The sequence below is a fragment of the Pelatocladus sp. BLCC-F211 genome (assembly GCF_041928655.1).
Taxonomy (GTDB): domain Bacteria; phylum Cyanobacteriota; class Cyanobacteriia; order Cyanobacteriales; family Nostocaceae; genus Pelatocladus.
This window is the reverse complement of sequence record NZ_JBHFLM010000009.1, coordinates 1-21637: the sequence shown is the minus strand read 5'-3', so window position 1 is coordinate 21637 and position 21637 is coordinate 1. Positions and strand designations below refer to the sequence as shown.

17 protein-coding genes are annotated in these 21637 nt (G+C 39.8%); 10 read left to right on the top strand and 7 right to left on the bottom strand.

Annotated features, from left to right (window positions below; genetic code table 11):
* Positions 1–89 precede the first annotated feature (89 nt).
* Positions 90–401, bottom strand: a complete 312-nt coding sequence (locus tag ACE1AT_RS00570) for a DUF5132 domain-containing protein (protein ID WP_374865398.1) — start codon at positions 399–401, stop codon at positions 90–92.
* 1086 nt (positions 402–1487) lie between these two features.
* On the opposite strand from ACE1AT_RS00570, the gene ACE1AT_RS00565 reads away from it, so the two are divergent.
* The 3 genes from ACE1AT_RS00565 to ACE1AT_RS00555 all read left to right on the top strand — a co-directional run bounded on the left by ACE1AT_RS00565 (position 1488) and on the right by ACE1AT_RS00555 (position 3771).
* Positions 1488–2240, top strand: a complete 753-nt coding sequence (locus tag ACE1AT_RS00565; protein ID WP_374865397.1) for a DUF1345 domain-containing protein — start codon at positions 1488–1490, stop codon at positions 2238–2240.
* A 76-nt stretch (positions 2241–2316) separates the two neighbouring features.
* Positions 2317–2982 (top strand): DUF1345 domain-containing protein, encoded by a 666-nt coding sequence (locus ACE1AT_RS00560; protein ID WP_374865396.1) that lies wholly within the window; start codon positions 2317–2319, stop codon positions 2980–2982.
* 63 nt (positions 2983–3045) lie between these two features.
* The gene (locus ACE1AT_RS00555) at positions 3046–3771 is read left to right on the top strand and encodes a manganese efflux pump (protein WP_374865395.1); all 726 of its coding nucleotides are present in this window, start codon (positions 3046–3048) and stop codon (positions 3769–3771) included.
* A 97-nt stretch (positions 3772–3868) separates the two neighbouring features.
* Here the strand turns inward: ACE1AT_RS00555 and ACE1AT_RS00550 are convergent, their stop codons facing one another.
* Together ACE1AT_RS00550 and ACE1AT_RS00545 are read right to left on the bottom strand one after the other, a co-directional pair.
* Positions 3869–4132 (bottom strand): hypothetical protein, encoded by a 264-nt coding sequence (locus tag ACE1AT_RS00550; protein ID WP_374865394.1) that lies wholly within the window; start codon positions 4130–4132, stop codon positions 3869–3871.
* A gap of 409 nt (positions 4133–4541) precedes the next feature.
* On the bottom strand, positions 4542–5858 hold the full coding sequence (locus ACE1AT_RS00545) for a ParB N-terminal domain-containing protein (RefSeq protein ID WP_374865393.1): 1317 nt from the start codon (positions 5856–5858) through the stop codon (positions 4542–4544).
* Positions 5859–6518: 660 nt separating this feature from the next.
* Here ACE1AT_RS00545 and ACE1AT_RS00540 point away from each other — a divergent pair.
* The 7 genes from ACE1AT_RS00540 to cax all read left to right on the top strand — a co-directional run bounded on the left by ACE1AT_RS00540 (position 6519) and on the right by cax (position 17714).
* Complete coding sequence (locus ACE1AT_RS00540) at positions 6519–8816, top strand: heavy metal translocating P-type ATPase (RefSeq protein ID WP_374865392.1); 2298 nt, start codon at positions 6519–6521, stop codon at positions 8814–8816.
* Between the two features lie 102 nt (positions 8817–8918).
* Complete coding sequence (locus ACE1AT_RS00535) at positions 8919–10220, top strand: SUMF1/EgtB/PvdO family nonheme iron enzyme (RefSeq protein WP_374865391.1); 1302 nt, start codon at positions 8919–8921, stop codon at positions 10218–10220.
* Between the two features lie 322 nt (positions 10221–10542).
* Positions 10543–10770 carry a Nif11 family protein gene (locus ACE1AT_RS00530; protein WP_374865390.1) on the top strand — a complete coding sequence of 76 codons (228 nt, stop codon included), beginning with the start codon at positions 10543–10545 and terminating at the stop codon, positions 10768–10770.
* A gap of 1319 nt (positions 10771–12089) precedes the next feature.
* The gene (locus ACE1AT_RS00525; RefSeq protein WP_374865389.1) at positions 12090–14621 is read left to right on the top strand and encodes a heavy metal translocating P-type ATPase; all 2532 of its coding nucleotides are present in this window, start codon (positions 12090–12092) and stop codon (positions 14619–14621) included.
* Positions 14622–15172: 551 nt separating this feature from the next.
* The gene (locus ACE1AT_RS00520; RefSeq protein WP_374865388.1) at positions 15173–15610 is read left to right on the top strand and encodes a universal stress protein; all 438 of its coding nucleotides are present in this window, start codon (positions 15173–15175) and stop codon (positions 15608–15610) included.
* Between the two features lie 82 nt (positions 15611–15692).
* Positions 15693–16193: a universal stress protein gene (locus ACE1AT_RS00515; RefSeq protein WP_374865387.1), complete on the top strand. Its 501-nt coding sequence runs from the start codon at positions 15693–15695 to the stop codon at positions 16191–16193.
* Between the two features lie 405 nt (positions 16194–16598).
* Positions 16599–17714 carry a calcium/proton exchanger gene (cax, locus tag ACE1AT_RS00510; protein WP_374865386.1) on the top strand — a complete coding sequence of 372 codons (1116 nt, stop codon included), beginning with the start codon at positions 16599–16601 and terminating at the stop codon, positions 17712–17714.
* A gap of 223 nt (positions 17715–17937) precedes the next feature.
* Here the strand turns inward: cax and ACE1AT_RS00505 are convergent, their stop codons facing one another.
* The 4 genes from ACE1AT_RS00505 to ACE1AT_RS00490 form a co-directional block, all read right to left on the bottom strand.
* The gene (locus ACE1AT_RS00505) at positions 17938–18372 is read right to left on the bottom strand and encodes a hypothetical protein (RefSeq protein ID WP_374865385.1); all 435 of its coding nucleotides are present in this window, start codon (positions 18370–18372) and stop codon (positions 17938–17940) included.
* A gap of 313 nt (positions 18373–18685) precedes the next feature.
* Entirely contained in the window at positions 18686–19354 is a 669-nt protein-coding gene (gene drmC, locus ACE1AT_RS00500) for a DISARM system phospholipase D-like protein DrmC (RefSeq protein WP_374865384.1), read from the bottom strand.
* Positions 19351–21207, bottom strand: a complete 1857-nt coding sequence (gene drmB / locus ACE1AT_RS00495) for a DrmB family protein (protein WP_374865383.1) — start codon at positions 21205–21207, stop codon at positions 19351–19353. Before drmB ends, drmC begins: the two co-directional genes overlap by 4 nt.
* Positions 21204–21530, bottom strand: a complete 327-nt coding sequence (locus ACE1AT_RS00490) for a hypothetical protein (RefSeq protein ID WP_374865382.1) — start codon at positions 21528–21530, stop codon at positions 21204–21206. The genes drmB and ACE1AT_RS00490 overlap by 4 nt, the downstream gene beginning before the upstream one ends.
* Between the last annotated feature and the right edge of the window lie 107 nt (positions 21531–21637).

Below are 21637 nucleotides of genomic sequence, written 5' to 3'. Positions count from 1 at the left end.
ACTAGTAGGCTAGTCAATAAAGACTGACAACCGAGAGGCTATCAGTCTCTGGCAAGACGTTAGGTGTTCACTTCCATGCTTTGCAGAGGTTAACCGATAGTTACCTCACGGGGAGTACTTTCGACTGTTCCGTTTTTGGAAGATGAGCGATCTGCTTTAGCTTCAGCCACTAAATCCTTGAAGGATTCGCTTGCTTCAGCGAAAGTAGATTGAGCTTTGTCAATAGCCTCGAAAGTCCAAATCAATCCCGTCTTAGCCGCACCCCTGGCAGATTCTGAAACATTGTGTCCGGTTGCAGAATCAAGAGCACTAACAACAGGTACTAAAACCAATGCTCCAACTCCAATTACGGCAGCAGTCATAGGTTCAAGACCAAGCAAAAGCGCTTCTAGTTCTAACATTATAAATTAACCTCCAAAATGATAGATAAACCTGCTTGCTTCAAGCTGGAGCTATCTAAACAACTCGAATCTTAGGTTATTGAAGGTATGTCACTTCAAATATTGAATGAAAAAGCAGAAACGAATCTCCAATAGCTACATCAAGCAATTACAAGAAGGCTGAAATAGTGAGAGTAAAAACTGTAGGAAAACAGGTAGCTAAACTTTCTATATGTTTCTACCTTTACCAATCCATGTTACATGGTATCAGGAAAATAAGGTACTAGAAACAACATTAAGTTTTTGTTAAAAAAGTAGATATGATGAAACATTTTTTTGACTTTTAGCAAATTATTGTATCTTTTATAGCAATGATATCTTAGTCTCCAATCAAACTCACTCATAATTAATCACAAACAAGTATGCAGACAAATCAGGAAAAATATTGATTAAAGCTGCTAGTAGCCAATTGCTAGTTGCTAATTTGGTCAAACCGTTAGCTATTAGCCGTCAGCTATTAGTAATTCTAAGAGACGCTTGATCGGAATTATCTGCTGAAACTTCGTGTTTTCAGTGTAAGGGCTTGATATTTCGTGCCTTTACAAACTTAAGGATCAATCACTAGCTCTATTTGTAGAGACTATATATTATGGCTTGTTGTGGAACTTGTTACTCGTTAGATGCAAATAGCCATAGCAAATATTATTTTCAGTAGAGTCAAGCAGGCAGTAGGGTAATATCTATTTCCCCTGATTAATTAAGATGTGAGCAGCTTAAATTCTTTACACAGATTACTGTTGTGTATATACTACTAGAATATCTGCAAAAAATTTTTTGAAGTTGATAAGTGCTTGAGTACCTCTGGTTTCGCAATGCTATTCAACTATATTCTTGTATTGAACCGTCAATTTATAGATAAATGACCTAGCGGCGTAGAGTACTCTTGCAGACTGTTGACGCACAAAATACTTTGTTGTCTTCTAGTTAATTCAGATTGGTTACTAAACAAAGCTGATTTCAACAAGCAAGTAGAAATTTTTAATTTCCATCTTGTTTAGGTTGGGTTAAAGCCCCCGATTGCTACTAACCTTGAACCTCTAAAAAACTATGAAATTCTTATCAGGCAATAAAGTTAATACTGGCAAAGTTAAAGCCCTCCACTTTTTGTTTGTAGGGCAAACCAGATTAGCAGTTTTACTTAGCTTACTCAAGAACTTAGATTCGCGCAGTCGTTTGGGAGTATCAATAATGGTGGGGATGGCAGCCTTTATCATCATGCCAGACTTTATGCACCTAGATATTCAAATTCTTGCTGCTTGGATCTCTGGTGTTCTTTGTTTCTTAATGCTGTTTGTGTTGATGGCAAACAGCGCTACTCCTCAAAAAACTTACTATCTTGCTCAAGGCAAAGAAGCACAACATTCAGTAACTTTTTTATTGGTTATAATTACTGCTTGCACTAGTATCTTTGCCATTGGGCTGATGGAGACAAACAATCAACATGTACCAACTTCTGCTCTTGTTCTTGAAGTCAGTTTGTCTTTGATAGCAGTCCTTTGTTCTTGGTGTTTAACCCATACCGTTTTTGCACTCCACTACGCTACTTGCTACTATCGTCGAGAACAAATAAATCAGGCAGAAGAATGTGCAAAGGGGTTGGACTTTCCAGGTGAGGAAGAGCCTAATTACTGGGATTTTATGTATTTTTCTTTCACTCTTGGCATGACAGCTCAAACCTCTGATGTCTCAATTACATCCTTATCGATGCGCCAATTGGTTTTAGGACATGGAATTGTATCTTTTCTTTTCTATATGGTGATACTGGGTTCCAGTGTTAATGTTGTCTCTGGATTGATTTAGACTGAAGTTTGTCTTGTAGCAAAAATCATACTTGCTATTTTTAGCAGTTATTGATGATATTAGTTGAAAATTAGTTATGAATTTTGGTTCTTTACTCATCACTTGCAAAAATCTAAGTCCAAAATACCGCACAATTCTATCTTTGTGGTTAGCTGCTTTGGTTTTCTTGCTAATGCCATCTTCCATGCTCGAACTACGTATTCTTGCAGCTTGGAGTGCTGGGGTTCTGTGCTTTGTAGCCCTAGCTTGGTTTATGATGTTTGATGCTACTCCTGGTAAAACTCGCGATCGCGCCCAGCGGCGAGAAGCTGATCATCTTGCTGTTTTTTTACTTGTTGTATTTATTGCTTTTAGCAGTCTCTTTGCGATCGCAGTCGTGTTAGCGAAACATAAGGATTCCTTTACTCTTCCAGTTGGATTGTCTATTGTAGCGATTTTTAGCTCCTGGGTTCTAATGCAGACAATGTTTACATTGAACTATGCGGCATTCTATTACCGCAGCAATGACTTAAGTTCTGAAGGGGAAGCAATGGGAGGCTTAGAGTTTTCTAATGTAGAACTTCCCTGCTACTTAGACTTTCTCTATTTTACGTTCACTCTTGGCATGACATCCCAGACATCCGACACACAAATAACTTCGTCTGCTATGCGACGGTTATCACTGGGACATGCAATTATGTCATTTTTTTTCTACAGCGTAGTTATCACCTTAACGGTGAGTATAATTTCCGGGTTATTTTGAATCATACGAACTTTTTGTAAAACGGTTATTTTGTTCCCTAACCTAAATATTGGAGAATTTAATATGCATCTCATATCAGCTTTTTTGCTAGCGTTTTCGGCCAATGTAGATAACTTAGCGGTAGGAATTGCCTATGGCTTCAAAAAAATCAAAATTGGTTTATCTACAAATCTATTTGTTGCCTTCATTTCTGGTTTAGGTACTTATCTTGCCACATCGGTTGGGGAAGACATTAGTAAAAGTTTAAATATAACTGTCGCCAATTTTATTGGTAGTGCGGTTCTCGTAGGTGTTGGAGTTTGGGTAATTAGGGAAACATTAAAACGAGAGCGAAAAAAGACGAAAATGCTCTTGAGGATGCAACAGAAGCGAATACCTGTGAAAACAAGATTTTCTTCACCTTCTTCAAGGGCTGTGATGGAGGAATCTCCAGCAATTATGACAGAGGACTTTTCTCAAGAAATTATTCGTGAGTTTTCTTATGAAACATATATAGAAAATCCTGCAAAAGCAGATATAGATAAATCAGGTTATATCGATATTCGAGAGTCAATAGCCCTTGCATTTGGTTTAACGTTCAATAATCTAGGTAGTGGTATCGGTGCTGGGATTTCCGAAGTTAATTTGATAGTCATGACACTTCTCACCTTTATATTTAGCGTTTTGGCAATGACTGGGGGATATGTTTTAGGCGATCGCTTCACTACAAAACTATCTGGTTTCTGGGCTGGGACTATTTCTGGATTCCTCATGATTGCTACAGGTATATACGAATACTTTGTCGTCTGAGATAGGATAGTGAGTAGCTAAGAATAGATAAACATTTTAGACTATTGAAATAATTTTAATTAACCACTAACCGCCAATCATTTTACGTTATGGTTGATTAATGACATAACGGTAGTAAATCAATGACATTATTGAAACTTGTAAAATAGTCTCGTAATGCTCTAGCAGCAGCACCCGTAAACTCTATCCATTCATAGTGGTAGAGATTAGATGAGATGCTGTCTTCTTGAAACAAAGTAGTAGTAGGAATTGCAATCAACAAAGAAACACTTTCTTCTTCGGAGCGGACTCGGTCTTGTAATCGAATAGCAGCAATATAGTTTGTGTTGACCACAATATTATCAATTTTTATGAATGCCATAATTTGGGAACCCAAAATAAGTTGATATGAAACCTATGGAAAAATGACATTTAATGTTTATTAAATGCAATACTTTTAAATCTGTATATATTTACAGAATTGTAATCTATAAAACTTACTATATTGAAAGAATGATAGTTCAGTAATTTCTAACTTAATGCTAGGAGATACTAATGGGACTTTATGAGAATTACGATAGAAATTAATTTAAAATCTATGTAGCAGTCTCGTTTGCATTCTGAAAACTTTGTGAGAGGAGCTAGCAGAAGCACAAGACATTACATCCTTTACAGAGTTAAAAGTCAAGCCGGACTTTGTTAAAGATGCGAATGTAAAAAAAATTCTTGTTTGGAACCAAGCATGGAGAAACAAGCTTTTGAATATTCTCTAATGAGAGTATACAAGAGCGTTAAGCTCTGATCGCTTGTTTTCCTGTCCATCGCTGCCAACGAAGGATCGCTTCATTAACTCGCTTAGGATCTCCGTCTCCAGCAAAACAAATTCGTCTTAAACGTTCACAAGCAATTAGCACTTCACCATATCCTATAGAAGGGGTAATGACAAAACTACCGGGTTTAGTGAAAAAGCTTACTAAATAAGAAACGATGCCTTCAACACCCTCAATGTGAGGATTATGATTTGGTTTGAGTAAAGGTTCTTGCGAGAAAATAGCAGTGTATATATTTCCTATAATTAATTCAAATCTAAAGGGCATTTGACTGCATCTGCAAAGATTGTAAATAGATCCCTCACGACACATCACAGCTACAACACGAGCTTCGTTTACTAAATAGTCATGCTTCCAAGAACAACACGGAGGAGCGATCGCCAATGCTGCATTAGATGGTAATAGTTGAATAAAATCTTCATCGGTGGTATCGCCGCAATAAATCATGTGTCGGTCTAGAATCCAGACTTCGTCAGCCTGTGTCTGAATTTCATCGGTCTTAATATTTTTTGATATACGTTGAGTTGGCTTGCTAGACTCTTTGGCTTCCTTCTGGGCTATAGCGTTTTGAAAAGCAATTAATTGAAGTTGTTTTTGTTTGTCTCTTGCCTGTGCTGCTAGCTTTTTTTGCTTTTCTAGCTCCCCTCTTTTTTGTTGTACTCTAGCTTCTTCTGCTGCGATTTCTGCTTGTTCTGCTTCTTGTCGTTCTTTACTACCCTCCCTGGCTATTTTCAGTAACGCTGAGGTATTCCGAGCAATTGGCGTACCTTTAATCATCTCTTTTACTTCTGGAACGATATTTTTAGCAATTTGTTTACCATACTGAAAAGTGCGCTCCGTATAACCTATCTCTTTTGCTAACTCCACTGTTGTTTTCGGCGGTGGTGAAATACTTTCACCACCTCTTTGAGTAAACTGGTTGTCCCCTACCTTTGCTCTCAGCCCCATCCGTTCTAGAATCCGGTCACGTTCCAACCATAATTCAGACCGTTGTAGAGCATCCAATTCGCTACGAATCAAGTTTTCATCGATTTCTGCTAGACGAGCATGGTCTGTGTCTTCGCAAGTAATAATATGACACTCAATCTCTTGAAAACCAATTAGCTTACAGGCAGTAAGACGGTGCAAGCCTGCAACTAGATTGAAGTCTTGGTCTAAAGTAATAGGATTTAAAAGTCCATTAGCTTTGATGGACTCCATCAACTCAGCGACTTTTTGGTCATTGAGAGGACGCCTGTTAGGCAGAATATTGACACGACTAATGTCAATGAAGGACATAACATTCTTTCTCTATTAATCCAAAGTTTAATTGAAGTGTCGTAGTCGAAAATTCTAAAGACACTATTATAAGTTTTATGAAGTGTTTAAAATTGTCTAGCATATCTTTTAAAAGCTTTACTGTATGTTCAATTGGGAATAAATACAATTCAATGGCATATACCTCCAACTACCAAATACATATTTCAATAAACTATAGTTGATTATTAGTATAAGTTATTGTATGGAAATTTTGCTGTAAAGCACTGCTATTGAGGAGTTTATTGGTACATCTAAGTGCAATCTAGATTATGAGTTTGTTAGTAGCATCTCCCGGAGCGGGGTACTAACCGCTACGCAAGTACTTAATCCTCAGACTTTCTCTCATAATCTATCTAAATATAAGTCATGCAAAAATAATATACTCTCATTGGCAGATATTTGTGATAATGCTATCTCTCTTGAGATACAAATGAGATGAAGGAATATAGTTTTGCTATGTTACTAAACAGCAATTGTTGAAATACAGTAAAACTTATATATTTAATCGGTAATTTTATACTCAATCACCAGAGCAATCGTTCCTGAGATAGTTGCAACAAAAAGCTACTTCTGTCAAGATGTTTGTAAATTTCTTAAAATTCTTTTTTAAACCCAATTGATATCAAGGGTAGAACAATAATGAAATCAGTTGCAGAAACAGAACCTATTTCTTTAGAGAAGCATATTGGAGAGATCGATTACCAAATCATCCACACTACTAGCGGTCGTTTCCGGATTAGAATTCCTCGATTATCTAAAGATCTAGAGTATGCCAACCAACTTAGTTGGTTGATTGAGTCTTTTGACTTCATCATTAGTGCTCGCATCAATCTAGCAGCAGAATCACTAATCATCCACTATCAAGAAAACCTTGTTTCCAGCACTACAGTTCAAGAAAGCCTCCTGACAATTATTCAGCAAGCAGCATTAGCTGAAACTTCGTCAGAAATGGCCCGGACTCAAACAGAATTTAAACCACCAATCGACTGGGTGGTAGAGAGAGTTGGGATGCCTATCTTTAGTTTGGGATTAACAGTCCTAGCCCAACAATTCCTGCCGATTCCGCCTTTGTTGCTAGCAGGAGTGGTAGCTGTTGCAGCAATTCCATTTATTCAACGCACACTCGATCTCATGTTGACAGAGCGTCGTTTGGATGCGGATATTCTGGATATCCTCTGGATGAGTCTTTATACAATCAAAGGTGACTTTGTTGGCCCAGCATTAATGGTCAGCCTCATAGAGTCAGGAGATGTACTAAGAGATGCTACCGCCCGTGCCAATGAACAACAAATGTTAGATTTGCTGCAAGGAGTAGATAAGTACGTCAGAATAGAGCGAGATGGACAAGAAGAGCATATTCAATTAAGTGAAGTGAAAAAAGGCGATCGCATTGTTGTCTATGCAAGTGAGACAATTCCCGTGAGTGGCCGAGTATTAAGGGGTACTGCGTTGATCGACGAACACAAGCTGACAGGAGAATCTAAGCTAGTTTCTCGCTCAGAAGGACAAGTCGTACATGCTTCTACCCTAGTATTACAAGGTAAGATTTGTATCCTCACAAAACGCACTGGCAAGAATACTCGCTTAGGTCTAGCAGTGCAACTGATGCAATCTGCGCCAGTACATGATACTCGTGTGGAAGATTACGCTTCTAAAATTGCCAATGCGCTAATCGCACCTACCCTGTTATTAAGTGGAATCATTTTTGCTTTTACACGAGATGTATCACGAGCGCTTGCTCCCCTCCACCTTGACTTTGGACACGCGATCCGGATTGCAGTTCCGACAACAGCTCTTGCAGCTGTCACCTATGCTGCTCGTCAGGGAATTTACATCCGCAGTGGCCGAGCATTGGAAATGCTAGCACGGATAGATACCGTCGTCTTTGACAAAACTGGAACACTAACTCAAGGAAATGCAGCAGTAGTGACGATTGAAACAGCACACGAACAAATTTCGCCCCAGGAAATCCTAGCGCTTGCAGCTTCTGCTGAACAAGGTAATTATCACCCCGTAGCTAGTGCCATTATTCGCTGTGCTGAAGAAAATGGAGTTGAAATTAAACCTTCTACAACTAAAGACTATCGTATTGGCTTAGGAATTGTTGCCGTGATTGAGGATGAAAAGGTTTTAGTGGGTAGCGAGTTGCTCCTTCAACAAGAGGGTATTAATTTAGATTCAATCCACAAAAAATATCCAAACTTGAAAACAAGCACTTACTCTCTTGTTTATGTTGCAAAAAATAATGAACTACTGGGAGTTATTTTGTTTACTGATCCTCTCCGTCCAGAAAGTACAAAAGTTGTTGAATCTTTACAATGTCAAGGTATGACAACTTACATCTTAACAGGAGATAATCAACGTGTAGCAAATCATGTCGGTACTCAATTAGGTATAAGCCAGGATCACACTTATGCCCAAATTTTCCCTGACAAAAAAGTTGAAGTTATCTGTAGCTTAAAAGACAAAGGGCAGAAGGTTGCATTTGTTGGTGAAGGTATTAACGATGCTGCCGCCCTTGCTCATGCGGATGTCTCAATATCTTTTCTTGAAGGTAGTGATATTGCACGAGAAACTGCTGATGTAGTACTTTTGGATAACGATCTGCGAGGTATTGCTCATGCTATTGCCATTGCTAAACGGGCAATGGAAATTATTTATCAGAATACAGCGATCGCTGCAATTCCTAATATTAGCGTTGTCATGGCAGGAGTTTTATTCGCTCTAGATCCGGTATTAGGGGTCATTATCAGCAATGGTTCAGCCTTACTAGCAGAGCTAAACAGCTTCCGACCTTTGTTTGAGCCTGACACAGATCCTAACTCACATGTAGTAGACAAATCTTTAATCTCTATGTTTACTAATTCTCAAGAAAATAGTAATTCCAGCAACACCAAAAATAAGAAAACTACTATTTCTGATTTATTACCTACCTAAAACATAAAATATGTGACAATTGTAATATCGACTTCTAATACCAATTCATTAATCAAAAATTGGCACAGTCAAAGATTAAACTTAGGTCAAGAGGTTATAATCATGCCTCGCTGCCCCGTCTGCAAAAGTAAATACATTCACAACAAAGACGATTATTGTCCTTCCTGTAATTGGAATCTACCACCTTACCCATTTCATATGGGGTGGATTCCCGAAATTGTCCAAAAAGAAAATACCAGATTGGCTTGGGCGAAAAAAATATGGACAGCCTTACAATTAGCCCAAGAGCAATTAAAGCAAGCACAGATACAGGTTGAGCAAGCAAATCAACGTGCATCACAAATTAGTTTGCAGTTTGAACAAAGCTATCAAGAACGGTCTGCTCTTACCGAAACCTTGCACAAACAAGAAGCCAAACTAACACTATTGCAAGAGCAATTGCAGCAATCTACTCGAGAGATGGCACAACTGCGAACTGAACTAGATGCCATGAAACAAGAGCGCAAGCATAAGTATACAATAGTACCCCACTTGCAATTACAAAAAATTTCTTCATCAGTCAAAGTACAAGAGTTTAGTTTTGAAGTTGTGACCTTAAACAACCAGGGACAACCAATTACTTGCTCTATCAACAAAGCACAATATTTTCAAGAGCATTTGGGAAATAATGTGTTTGTGGACATGGTTTACATTCCAGGAGGAACATTTATGATGGGATCTCCTGAAGATGAATTAGATCGAGAGAGCAATGAAGCACCCCAACATCCAGTGGTCCTCCAACCTTTCTATTTCAGCAGATTTCCCATTACTCAAGCCCAATGGAGGGTAATTGCCCAACTTCCCCAAATCAATAGATACCTCAACCCAGACCCCTCCAATTTCAAACACCCAGATATTCCCGTCGAGAAAGTCTGCTGGCATGATGCCGTTGAGTTTTGTGCCAGACTTTCCCAACTCACAGAACATAGTTATCGACTACCAAGTGAAGCAGAGTGGGAATTCGCCTGTCGCGCTGGAACTACAACTCCTTTCCATTTCGGTGAAACCATAAGCTCTAACCTTGCTAATTACGACGGTAGCTATATTTACGATTCTGGAACAGAAGGACCATATCGTCAACAGACTACTCCTGTTGGGTTTTTCCAAATAGCCAATGCTTTTGGATTATCTGACTTACACGGCAATGTCTGGGAATGGTGTGCCGATTCTTGGCATGAAAACTATCAGGACGCGCCTTCTGATGGCAGTATTTGGCAGTTGGATGAGTCTAATAACTATCGTGTATTGCGAGGTGGAGCGTGGTATTGCCTCCCCACTCTCTGCCGATCAGCCCAACGGCACTGGGATCAGGCAGACCATGCAGGTAGTGGCACTGGTTTTCGAGTAGTCTGTTGTGCAATCTAAATCATAATGATTCAATAGTTATTTATCCTTAATTTATGATATAAGAAAAATTGAGAGTAAAACTATAGAACTCAGTTTTTCAAAAATCGGTTCCAAAAGCAGCTCAATAGTTGCTTTTCTTTGTAGTTCTTCAAATTTTGTCCAGCAATTACCCATTTAGCTTGTACCTTGCCATCAACAATATCTCAGTTTCATAAATATACATTTATGCAACTTGATGTTGACTTATTAAAATTCATCATCCGTTTTCCTAAACCTAAGGTGGGATAAGGATGATGAACTTGTATTTTCTGTTTTTCAATAGAGAAAAGTGAGGATAAACGTGTCGCCACAACAAGTAAAACAACTCCATCAACTAAAGCAATTCCATCAATTAGTTCTTCAAGATTCTTCCTTAAAAGAGCGTTTAAGAGTAGCGACAGACCAACCTAGTCTCGTAAGAATAGCAGTACAGTTGGGAACTGAACTGGGTTATAATTTTACTCACCAAGAAGTAGAGGCTTATATCGGCCAAAATATATTAACTTTGATGAGACAATTTTTATTGTAATATTATCGATAGATATGTTTTTGTCATCAGATAGCAATCCTAAATCATTCGTGAAAAGTTATACCAATTTGAAAAAAGAATCCGACAGATAGACTTACAGAACTCTTATGCAAAAAGAGTTTCCCAATCCAAAATCTATAGACGCACGAAGTGCGGCTACCTTTGGAAGCCACTCCGTGTCTACTCGACAGAGTAATCCAAAATCCAAAATTGTATTAGCTCCCCGATTTCTTAAAGAAGTCGGGGAGCTGGACACTGCGAATTTAAGCGCAAGCTACGCCAACATAACTCAAATAGGATTGCTATTATGCTAGGGTAATTAACTGGACATGACATTAAATAAGAATTGCCGTAAAAACTTAGTCTATCTCAAGCCTGCGTAAGTAGGCTTTTTTTTGTAGCCATTATTTCTATTTGTAATAAGTCTAGTCTCCTAATTGCTCTCTGAATTCTCAAAACAAAACTATAGTGATCTTCAATAGTTTTCATTGGAATTATTGCATAGATCATTGCTTCGATCTTCAATTTTGTGTTGGAACATGAAAACAAATAATATTTATGCAAGAGTTCTATTACATCGTAGGAGTACAATATCTTGTGTATATAGCACTATATGTGAATAAATCTATTGAAAACTACTATATTTGTATAAATAGGTTATTGAAAGCCAAAATAACCTATTTTTTGTGAATATATCGCTTCTTATGCTGTGTACCAGTCTATGAGCAGTACTATTATTTTTCATAAATAAAATATATTGATTGATAGGCTCATACATTTAAGTTAAGTTTTCTTTTCAAACTAATTAGTTATGTAAATAAATAGTTAACAAAACTTTCTGTTTTTTCTTGGAATTTTTATGTAAACTCTTCTTTAAGTAGGATAAGCATCAAATCAATAAAGACACATCACGCTGTTACACACAAATCATTTCTTGTGAAATGCTTGGCTCACTTGTGTTCACTTCTGGGGCGATTTTTTAGCTCGTCTCAAAAATAAAAATTACCTAAATTGGGATATTCTCTAAGTTGTGGTAATTCGATGATTATCTAATTAACAATGATTCATCAACTTCTTTTATCTTAGCTGAAAAACGTCAATCCAATTAGAAAATGGATTGATTATTTTTCAATGCTTAATAGTTAAAATCTGGGCAGAAAAATTCTACCAAGCTTTGATGAATTCATCATTGTTCAGGAAACTTTTTAGAAACTTCTTGAACTCACAGCTACAAGCTTTAAAAGCTTGCCAAAAATTTGCCGTAAGTATTGTGTTTTAAGATTTGTACCTCAGCTAACAACTCAACTCAGGAGTGCCTTATGAAGGTTACAGCAGTTGCAGATAAATTGGTTATATCAGTAGAGGCTCACTCCAGTCAGGCAGAAAATATCCATTATCAGGTTGTGCATTGGATACCAGGACGTTTTCGCATCCTAATTCCTCGACTACATGAAGATGAAGAGTACATCACTAAACTTAAGTATGTTCTTGACACAATCGAATTTGTGACAGAAGTCGAAATCAACGCCCAAGCTAGTTCCCTAGTAGTTAGTTACAAACATCAACCAACAGCAATTGCCATTGCTACAGTTCAAGAAAAGCTATTTACTGCAATTCAGCGCGCACCAGAAGTTGAAGTTCCTCTCGGATGGACAGGGGAAGGTGAAGAGAAAAAAGCTGATAATGAGATTGACTTTGTAGAACGATTAGGATTTCCGATTGCTGGTTTGGTGTTGAGTGTAGGAGCATTGGTAGGCTTGCCAATTCCAGGTTTTGTGATTGCAGGTGTTGTATTTATTGGTGCCGTACCTGTTTTTAAACGAGCATGGGAAGCCATTCAACAAGACCGTCAACTCACCATTGATTTTTTAGATGGTTTGGCAATCTCCTTACATACCCTGCAAGGGCATTACTTTGCACCTTCCTTTATGTTGGGTTTAGTGGAATCTGGTGAAGTAGTTCGGGATATGACTGCTCGTGGTAGTGAGCGAGCAAATCTCGACTTGATGTCTTGTTTGAATAAAACCACCATCGTCATTCGCGATGGGCAGGAACTGGAAATCGAGACAAAAGATGTGGTAGTGGGTGATCATGTTCTGGTGTACCCAGGTGATCAGGTTCCCGTTGACGGCATTATCTTGACAGGTACTGGCATTCTTGACCAATGCAAACTGACTGGAGAATCGGTTCCTGTGACTCGTCGAGAAGGCGATGAGGTGTTTGCCTCAACGCTGTTAGTAGATGGTAACTTGACGATACTGGCAGAGCGAACTGGCAACAACACCCGTGCTGGTGTGATCGTCAACTTGATGCAGGCGGCTCCGGTGCATGATACCCGCGTAGAAAACTATGCGGCGACGGTGGCGAATCAGTTTGTGATACCCACCCTGTTAATTGCTGGTGGTGTTGGACTTGCTTCGGGCAATATGAATCGAGCAGTTGCTCTGTTAACACTAGACTTTGGTACTGGCATTCGTGTTTCCGTACCTACAACAATTCTCTCTGTACTCACCTATGCTGCTCGTAATGGCGTTCTCATCCGCAGTGGTCGAGCGATTGAAATTTTGGCGACTATTGACACCGTCGTCTTTGACAAAACAGGAACGTTGACCATCGGACATGCAGGTGTTAATGACATTGATATCATGGATGACCGCTTCACCAAGGATGAGGTATTGTGTCTAGCTGCTACGGCTGAACAAGGGCTGACGCATCCAATTGCTGAAGCGATAGTTCACAATGCTAGAGACAAGGGACTTGTTCTTAAGGAATGTGAAGACTGGGAGTACAGGGTTGGTCTGGGTGCAGCAGCAAAAATCGATGGAATGCAGATCATTGTAGGTAGTCCTCGGTTCATGACTCAGGAAAACGTCGATCTAGATGAGTATGATCGCTGCTATCCAGATGCCAAGTCTGGGGGACAATCTCTGGTTTATGTGGCAGGTGATGGCAAACTTATAGGTGTGATTCGCTATAGTGATCCACCACGCGAAGAAAGTAAGGCAGTGATCAAGGAACTAAAAGAAATGGGCATCAATGCTTATATGTTAAGCGGTGATGTGACACGAGTTGCAAGATCAATCGCTGGCAATCTGGGCATGAATCCTGATAACATTTATGCAGAAGCCTTCCCAGAGAAAAAAGTCGAAGTTGTCAAAGGATTGCACGACAGTGGGAAGACGGTTGCTTTCTGCGGAGATGGCATCAACGACTCGGCAGCTTTAGCATACGCAGACGTTTCGATCTCTTTTGCGGGTGCAACGGACATCGCCAGAGAAACCGCTGATGTGGTGCTGATGGAAGACGACCTACGCGGCTTAATCATGGCAGTCAAATGCGCCCGCCAAGCAATGGATATTATCTGGCAGAATACAGCGATCGTAGCAATTCCTAACCTCGGCGCTCTACTTTCAGGTATTTTCTTTGCCCTTGATCCAATTTTGGCAGTCGTCATCAATAATGGTACTGCCATTTTGGCAGAACTCAACGGTCTGCGTCCGCTGATGGGGCCAAGTGATGTCACTCCATTAGGACATACACTTAGTGCTGCCGAAATTGCTGAAGAAGAAAATCGGCTTCACCAACATCAACCTGTATCTAACCAAGTTCTACCAACCTATGATGTGAAGGTTGAAGAGGTTTTTGTTTCTTCTGAATTGCAATCCGAGGTCAAGTTAGCTGACAGCAACGGACATAGCAACCATGAAAATAGCAATAGCAATGGTCATAAAGAAGATACTACCATCACTCTAAATGGAGCAAATGGTTCGCAAGTAAAAAGCCAACTAACCACAGTTAAGGCTGCAAAACCTTCTGACAATAAAACAGTACAACTAAAGCAAAGTGAATGAGCAAAAGGCTTGGGATGATCTCCGCAATTACTAACACGTTACCGTTCCCGTTCCATATCTGGTTTCGTTGAGTGGAGAAGAATCCAAAACCCAAAAGGTGTTGCTTGGGTATACGAGCCAACAACTAAGCCTTTCTATGTAGTTGATTCCCTAATCTATGCAACACAATCACCTGCCGAGAGTTTAGTTTAGCTAAAGAGAGTATGGGACATCCTATGGATATCCCTTTCTCTTGGCATACTGAATATCTAGCTAGAAAATGGGTGTGAGAATAGTCATATTTTCATGTTTGATTGTAAGATTTTACCGTGATTAGCTGTCTTGACAATTTATTTAAATTCAAAATGAACTTACATTCTGAAAACAATAAGCTTAATCGAGCTAAATTAGAATTTTACAGTTCTATATTTAAAATGAACTCATATATAGCAAAAAATGAGTTCAGCAAAATTAACTTCCAACCCTGCAATTCCAAATTTACAATGAACTTATACCTAGAAAAAAATAGGCGTAATGAAATATTTGTACTTTAAATCCCAAAAATGATTTGTATGTTCCAAAGAATTTTAGTGGCGTTAGATAATTCAGAAATGAGTCAATATGTTTTCGAGGAAGCGCTGTCCATTGCTAAACTGACCCATGCACGCTTGATGCTACTACATGTTTTGTCGGATTTAGAGATTGGCTATCCAAAGGTCAAAAATCTAGATGAATATTTAGATAAATGGGAAGACTACAGCAAAAAGAGACTAGAACTCTTACAAACTCGTCAGAATGTTGCAACATACATAGGTGTCAATACTGGTTTTACTCAAATCCCTGGATCTGCTCCGTCCACTATCTGTAAGCTTGCTAAGTCTTGGAAGGCTGACCTAATCGTAGTTGGACATCAAAAAATATCTTCCTTACAAGAGCTAGCTCGAGGAAGTGTTAGCAACTACGTTATGCACTACGCACCATGTTCGGTATTAACCATACAACCAACATAGCCATCAGCAGTCCTAATTAGAACAAATTTTCTGTCAATGAGGTTCATCTGACAATTTATATTTCATAACTTGGGAGATTATTATGCTACACAGAATACTGGTTCCAATTGCTAGTTCTAATACCGTTGGCAAGTACCTTTTTCGGGAAGCACTCGACCTGGCAAAAGCAACTGGGGCAAACTTGAGACTACTACATGTTCTATCTTTGGACGACAAAGACACCCCCGGCATATTGTCATTAATGAATACTTCAGAAAGCAAAAAACGTTGGGAAGAGTTTGAGAAGCCCGGTTTGGATCTACTCAAATCTTTTGCAAACGAAGCAATTGCAGCAGGTGTATCAACTGAGTATTCTCAAATTTTAGGTAGCCCTAGCCGCATTATCTGTGAAACAGCTAAAACTTGGGAGGCAGATTTAATCATAATGGGACGTCGAGGAATTTCAGGACTTAGTGAATTAATTTTGGGTAGTGTTAGCAACTATGTCACTCATCATGCACCTTGCTCAATACTAGTAGTGCAATCTTTAACTTCAGCTAAATCTGAAACTTTCAAAGAAAGTCAATTGGCAAATACCCTCTAATACAAATTTGAATTTTAGATTTTGGATTGTTGATCTTTACAGCTGCGCTGTTTCAACTTTTCCAAAAAATCCAATCTATCCCAGCTTGGTATTGCAATTAATAAACGCTGGCTCTACACCTAAGAATTTTCAATTTGTAACTGTTTAGATTTCTGTTACGGAATTTTTTATATTGGGAAAAACTAAATACATTTTTCCCAGTTAATTAACAAAACTTTGCTGATTTAGGGTGGTTTTATAAGCAAGACAGTACTGAAAAATGAGTGCTGAATTGAAATTAGATGTTTAACCACCTCGAAGTTGTCACGTTCTTCATTTTCTCCGGTCAAACAATAAAACTTTAGAGTGATAACTATGTCAGTCACAAAATCTAATAAAGAGACATTCAGTTCAAACAATCGCTTCATGTCCCGTAAAGATGCACTACTTTTACGGATGCTGATTTTTGTACCCATCTGCCTGGTTTTGAATAGATTGGATATCGATCCATTGATAGTCTTTATCACGGCAGGTTTGGCAATTATCCCCTTGGCAGCTTGGATTGCCAACTTTACAGAAGCGATCGCCACTCGTATTGGCCCCACTTTTGGCGGTTTACTCAACGCAACTTTTGGCAATGCGACTGAAATGATTGTCTCCATAGTTGCCCTTCGAGCGGGACTTCTAGAAGTAGTCAAAGCTAGTTTGATGGGGTCAATGATGGCAAACCTACTATTAGGTTTAGGTTTAGCTCTCTTCTTAGGTGGATTGCATATCCCGAAGCAACCTTTTCAACTGAATGCAGAAAACCTTGGTACTGTTGCTCGAGTTAATGCCTCTCTGCTTAACCTGGTAGTTGTTTTTTTGCTAGCACCGACTGCAATAGAGATTACTTCTATTTCTTTACACCTGGAAACAACCAATGATTTTTCCTATATTGCATCAGCACTCATGCTTATCTGTTACATTTTGATGCTGTTGTTCTCAATGAAAACTCACAGCTATCTTTACGGATTAGATGAAGATCCCGAACCTGAAAGCTACGGCAGTGAAGCTAGAGGATTATACAAGTTAAAACTTCACATCGGACTGCTTTTGGGAACAACAATAGTTCTGTTATTTGTCTCGGAAGTACTTGTAAGTAGTTTGGAAGAGGCGATCGCCACCACAGGATTGACGGAGCTTTTTACTGGCGTCATTCTTATTCCTATGTTTGGTGCAGCAGTTGAAATCATTACCTGCGGAATATGTGGCACAAAAAATAAGGTCGAGTTAGCATCTTCAGTTGCTATTGGGTCTAGCCTACAGATTGCAATGTTTGTGACTCCTATTTTAGTTTTTGCTGGTTTGATTATCGATCAGCCAATGAACTTGGACTTTGACAACTTTACAGTATTGGGATTGGGCATTGCAGTTTTAATGACGAATTCTGTCAAAACTGACAGACGGGCCAACTGGCTTGAGGGAATATTACTGTTGATAACCTATGCCATGCTAGCTAGTGCTTTTTTCCTACACCCTTCTTTAGCAGGTGTACACTAAAATAGACATCTCCGAAAACAATCAAAGCCTTTCCGTCATTAGCCTGTAGCCGAATGGCACTAAGATAAGCGGAAAGTAAGTAATGGGACTTAAACAAAAACTAAGCCCAAATATAGCCCAAACTAGCTTTATACGCGAATGGTACTAAGATAAGCCGAAACAAAGATGGTATAAGAGTTTGAATGATTGAGGTTTTGGGTGAAGGGGAGTAGAGAACAAAAAATTAATTCGCGGATTTTTGACGCGAATGTTTATTGTTCTTATTCTCGGTTTTCTCCTTCTCCTCATACAAATCAATCCAACCTTGCTTAATCGTATTAATCATGCGTTCAAGGGCATCGATTTTTGCACGTCGTGCCAAAGCAAGGACAGCATCGTTGTATGCAGAACTACCTGGTTTACCTAAATGCCTATATTTTGAAAGCTTTTTATTGTCACGTTGTGATGGAAACACAGCAGATGATGACTGCAATTTGTAATACCAATAGACACCGTATTTACCCTTTACTTGATAGCGTACAATCCAAGAATCTTTGGGGGCAACCTCCCCAGAGGACGTAATTTGTTTAATTTCACGCTCAAGATTTGACATTAATGCTGCAAGGAAGTCAGCACGTGTAATTATATCTTCTTGGTCAGAGGATATTTTCTGTGACATTTTTATAATTTCAAGCGGATGAAATTCGCTCCTCGATTTCCGCGCTCTGATTAAACGAATTGTACCTGGAATCGTATCAACAGCTTAAGAATTAATCAAAATTACGCAACAGTTAGTCATAATCAACACATGAGTGACCCTGTAGAAAATTCCCATAGTATCCAGTCAAACTAGATTGGATACTAGGGACATTACTATAAATTAGTACTTTTACTATGCCAAAAAGGGTACAAATTCTCAAGCATAAGTTTAGTAATTCAATCGGATTGCCTTTCAAAGATTTATTACCAGAAACAGTAATAACTGAGATTATTCATGAATTAAAAATAAAATGACGTTCTTCATCTACAACAACGCATTTTGCATGAAGACAGGCTTTTGTACCTGCACCTGGGGCGAGGGAACGGGGGTCATAAAATACTTCTGGTAAGCGTTGTCCCATCCAGATTTCTTTACAGAATATGTCTGCAAACTCTTTGAGAAGCGTTGACTCTGGTAATTTATTGTTGTGCGATCGCTTCACGTTAAGGAACATCCTGACATTTAGCTCTGGATTTGCATCCATCCGGGAAGCCAGCACACCAAACAGAGCTTGTGCTTTTTTCCCTTTGTCAACAGCAAAACTAGAAATAAGGATGCTACTTTTGGCTGTGCTGAATAACTCGCGCACAACAACGCTAGTATCGCGGCTTTGGGAACCCACAACCTCCTGTCCTGTCCAAACCAACTCTACTCTGTCGTGTATTTCCTGAGATGCTGACCGTTCTGCTGCTAGTAGACGCAATGTGTAAGCTATGTGGTCAGGACTAGTACCAATTGCGTTAAGTCGATTGAGTTCCTCAACAACACTGCTACTGAGAATTTCTGGGACGTAGGTTTTAATAGTTGATATGCTAAAGGGTGGATGAAGCCTTCCTGTTTCAAAGGCTGTAGCCAAACTGAGCAAAACTGGTCGGCTCAGGTGGAGAAACGCTGCCATCATATTTCTTGATGAAGAAAAAACTCAGCACCCAAACCTTCAACTGTAGCTACGACAAGCGCCCGGTCAAGAAATTCGTTACCACGTTCGCAGGAAGATTCAGCAATTAATAAACACCCATGACAGGCTGCACCATGCAAAAAACGCTCCTCTTGTACGTTGTCTGGCTGATGTTGGGCGCAAACAGGGTCATTAGAACATAGCTTTCCTAATTCTAGGGCGGTAGTTAGGTGGTACTCAATTCGCTTGCCAATTTGTACTAGACCTCCCAAAGTTCCCTCCGACCCAGGCGAACCAGTGTATAAAAGAATTCCATAGCCAGTGTCACCAACATAAATGCGTTCACGAATTGATGAAGCAGCATAACCACACTCTAGAGATACTGCTGTAATCAACAAGTGTGATAAGGAGTGCAGCATAATATAAGGTAGTCCTGGGAATTTAGCTTCTGGGAGTGCCTTGCGCTTCTGCCACACCTCGAAGCCTCTCAACAATTCCAGCCCACGTTTTTGCACCGCAGGCTGCTTTACCCAGTTTTCGATTGCCTGTTTTTGAAAGCTGATAAATACACCCTCACCACGGTTTTCGATGGCAGGAACCCAGCTTGGTTCGATATCAAGGGCTGCCCTTCGCACATCCAGTGCCAGTTCGCCATCAATATCAGGCATTGCAGGTTCAAAGCGGGTAAATCCGACTTGGGCAATGACCTCTCGTAAACGATGTACTAGAATAATCCGGTCAATACGAGAGGATAATAATGAGGGCAAAGCAGTTAACTTGCGGGCGCGGGCATAAAAGTCACCATCTGGAGCATCTTCTCCCATCTCTTCTGGGCTGGAAAGCAAGGTTTCAATTTCTACTTGCTTAATGCTTTTATTTTGGTCTCCTTGGCCGCTTTGCTTGCGCCGTATTTCTGCCCACACAGCTTCATCGCTAAATCCCTCTAAAGCATTAGCAACTTTTTGTTTACGGCGTTCTCTTTTGACATCATCTGAACTTTCTGCATACTGAAGAAAGTCTTCATAAACTAAATTAACTGCTGCTCGCAGGGCTTCATCTGAATCTGGGAGGGAGATAACGCTCAAAACCTGAGAAAAATAGGTATTACTGGCAGCTCTTACTAGCAGTCGGTTGTACTCTGGTTTACCAGTGACGCGGGAAACGCAAGGTTCAAAAGCTTTTGGCCCAAGCCAAGGACGATGCCCCAGACATTGACCCAAAATTTTGCCATTGGGTACTGTGGCATCAGAGAGGGGACGACGAGCGCCGCAGGCTTCACAGCGAACGAAGATATCTACGAAATCGTTGCCAGAACCACGTTCGTCAAGCCAAAGTTGACCCCGGCATTTACTGGAAACATCGCTATTACTGTGGACAAAGCGATACCAGTCGATATCACTGATGTGTCCGTTAACACAGGCTTGGACAAAGCGAACGGGGACAACTGGGATTTTCTTTTTGGTATCGCTGAGGTATTTACCTTTAACTAGACTACCCCAAGGAATCAGAGGACGAGTACGGTATTCTTTGGCGTTAGGGGAAGTCCAAGTTTCTTCTACTTGGGCGACAAACCAAGTGGGGAAGGTAAAAGCTGAAATTCCACTTCTAGCGGCGGCTGGGTCTTGCTCGTCTGTAGGTGGCGCATACATAGCAATGTCTCTGACACCCAAAATCTCGGCAACTCTGGCTGCAAGGCGGTCTTCGTAAATTCGCCGTCTATTACCCCGCCAGTGGTTGAGTCCGCCGATGATGACTGAGTAATTTGGTAAGTCCACCATTGCGCCGGGGCCAAAGGTGGAGATAATTTGGCTTTGCCGTATTTCTCCTGAAGGCTTGCGTTTGCTTTTTGACTTCATTTTTCGTCCTCCTCAACCTCAAAACCATCAGGGTTGCAAACCCACAAGTTGACTGTTGGTTCTACATCTCGGAGGCTGCGTTGTGCTTTGAACTTGCGTGCTTCCATTGGTTGCTTTTCAAGTTCTGGGTCAAGGGGGTCGAATAATAATGGTGGTGCTTGACCTACTTCTTGTTGGTATTGCAAGCTAATTTTTTGACTAGCAATGCGTTCCCAAGTGTCTAGTAAATCTTTCACCCGTCCGCGAACTTTTTGACGTAGTGCTTCGGCTTCCACAGCATCAAGTTCTTTATAACCCACATTCCGCACTTCATTTTGTAGCACATATACTAGTACTAATAGATACAATTTCAATTAAATATAATCACGTAAATTAGTGAGTAATTAATATAGACAGTATGACAAACATTACTAACTGTTTGAAATCCTCA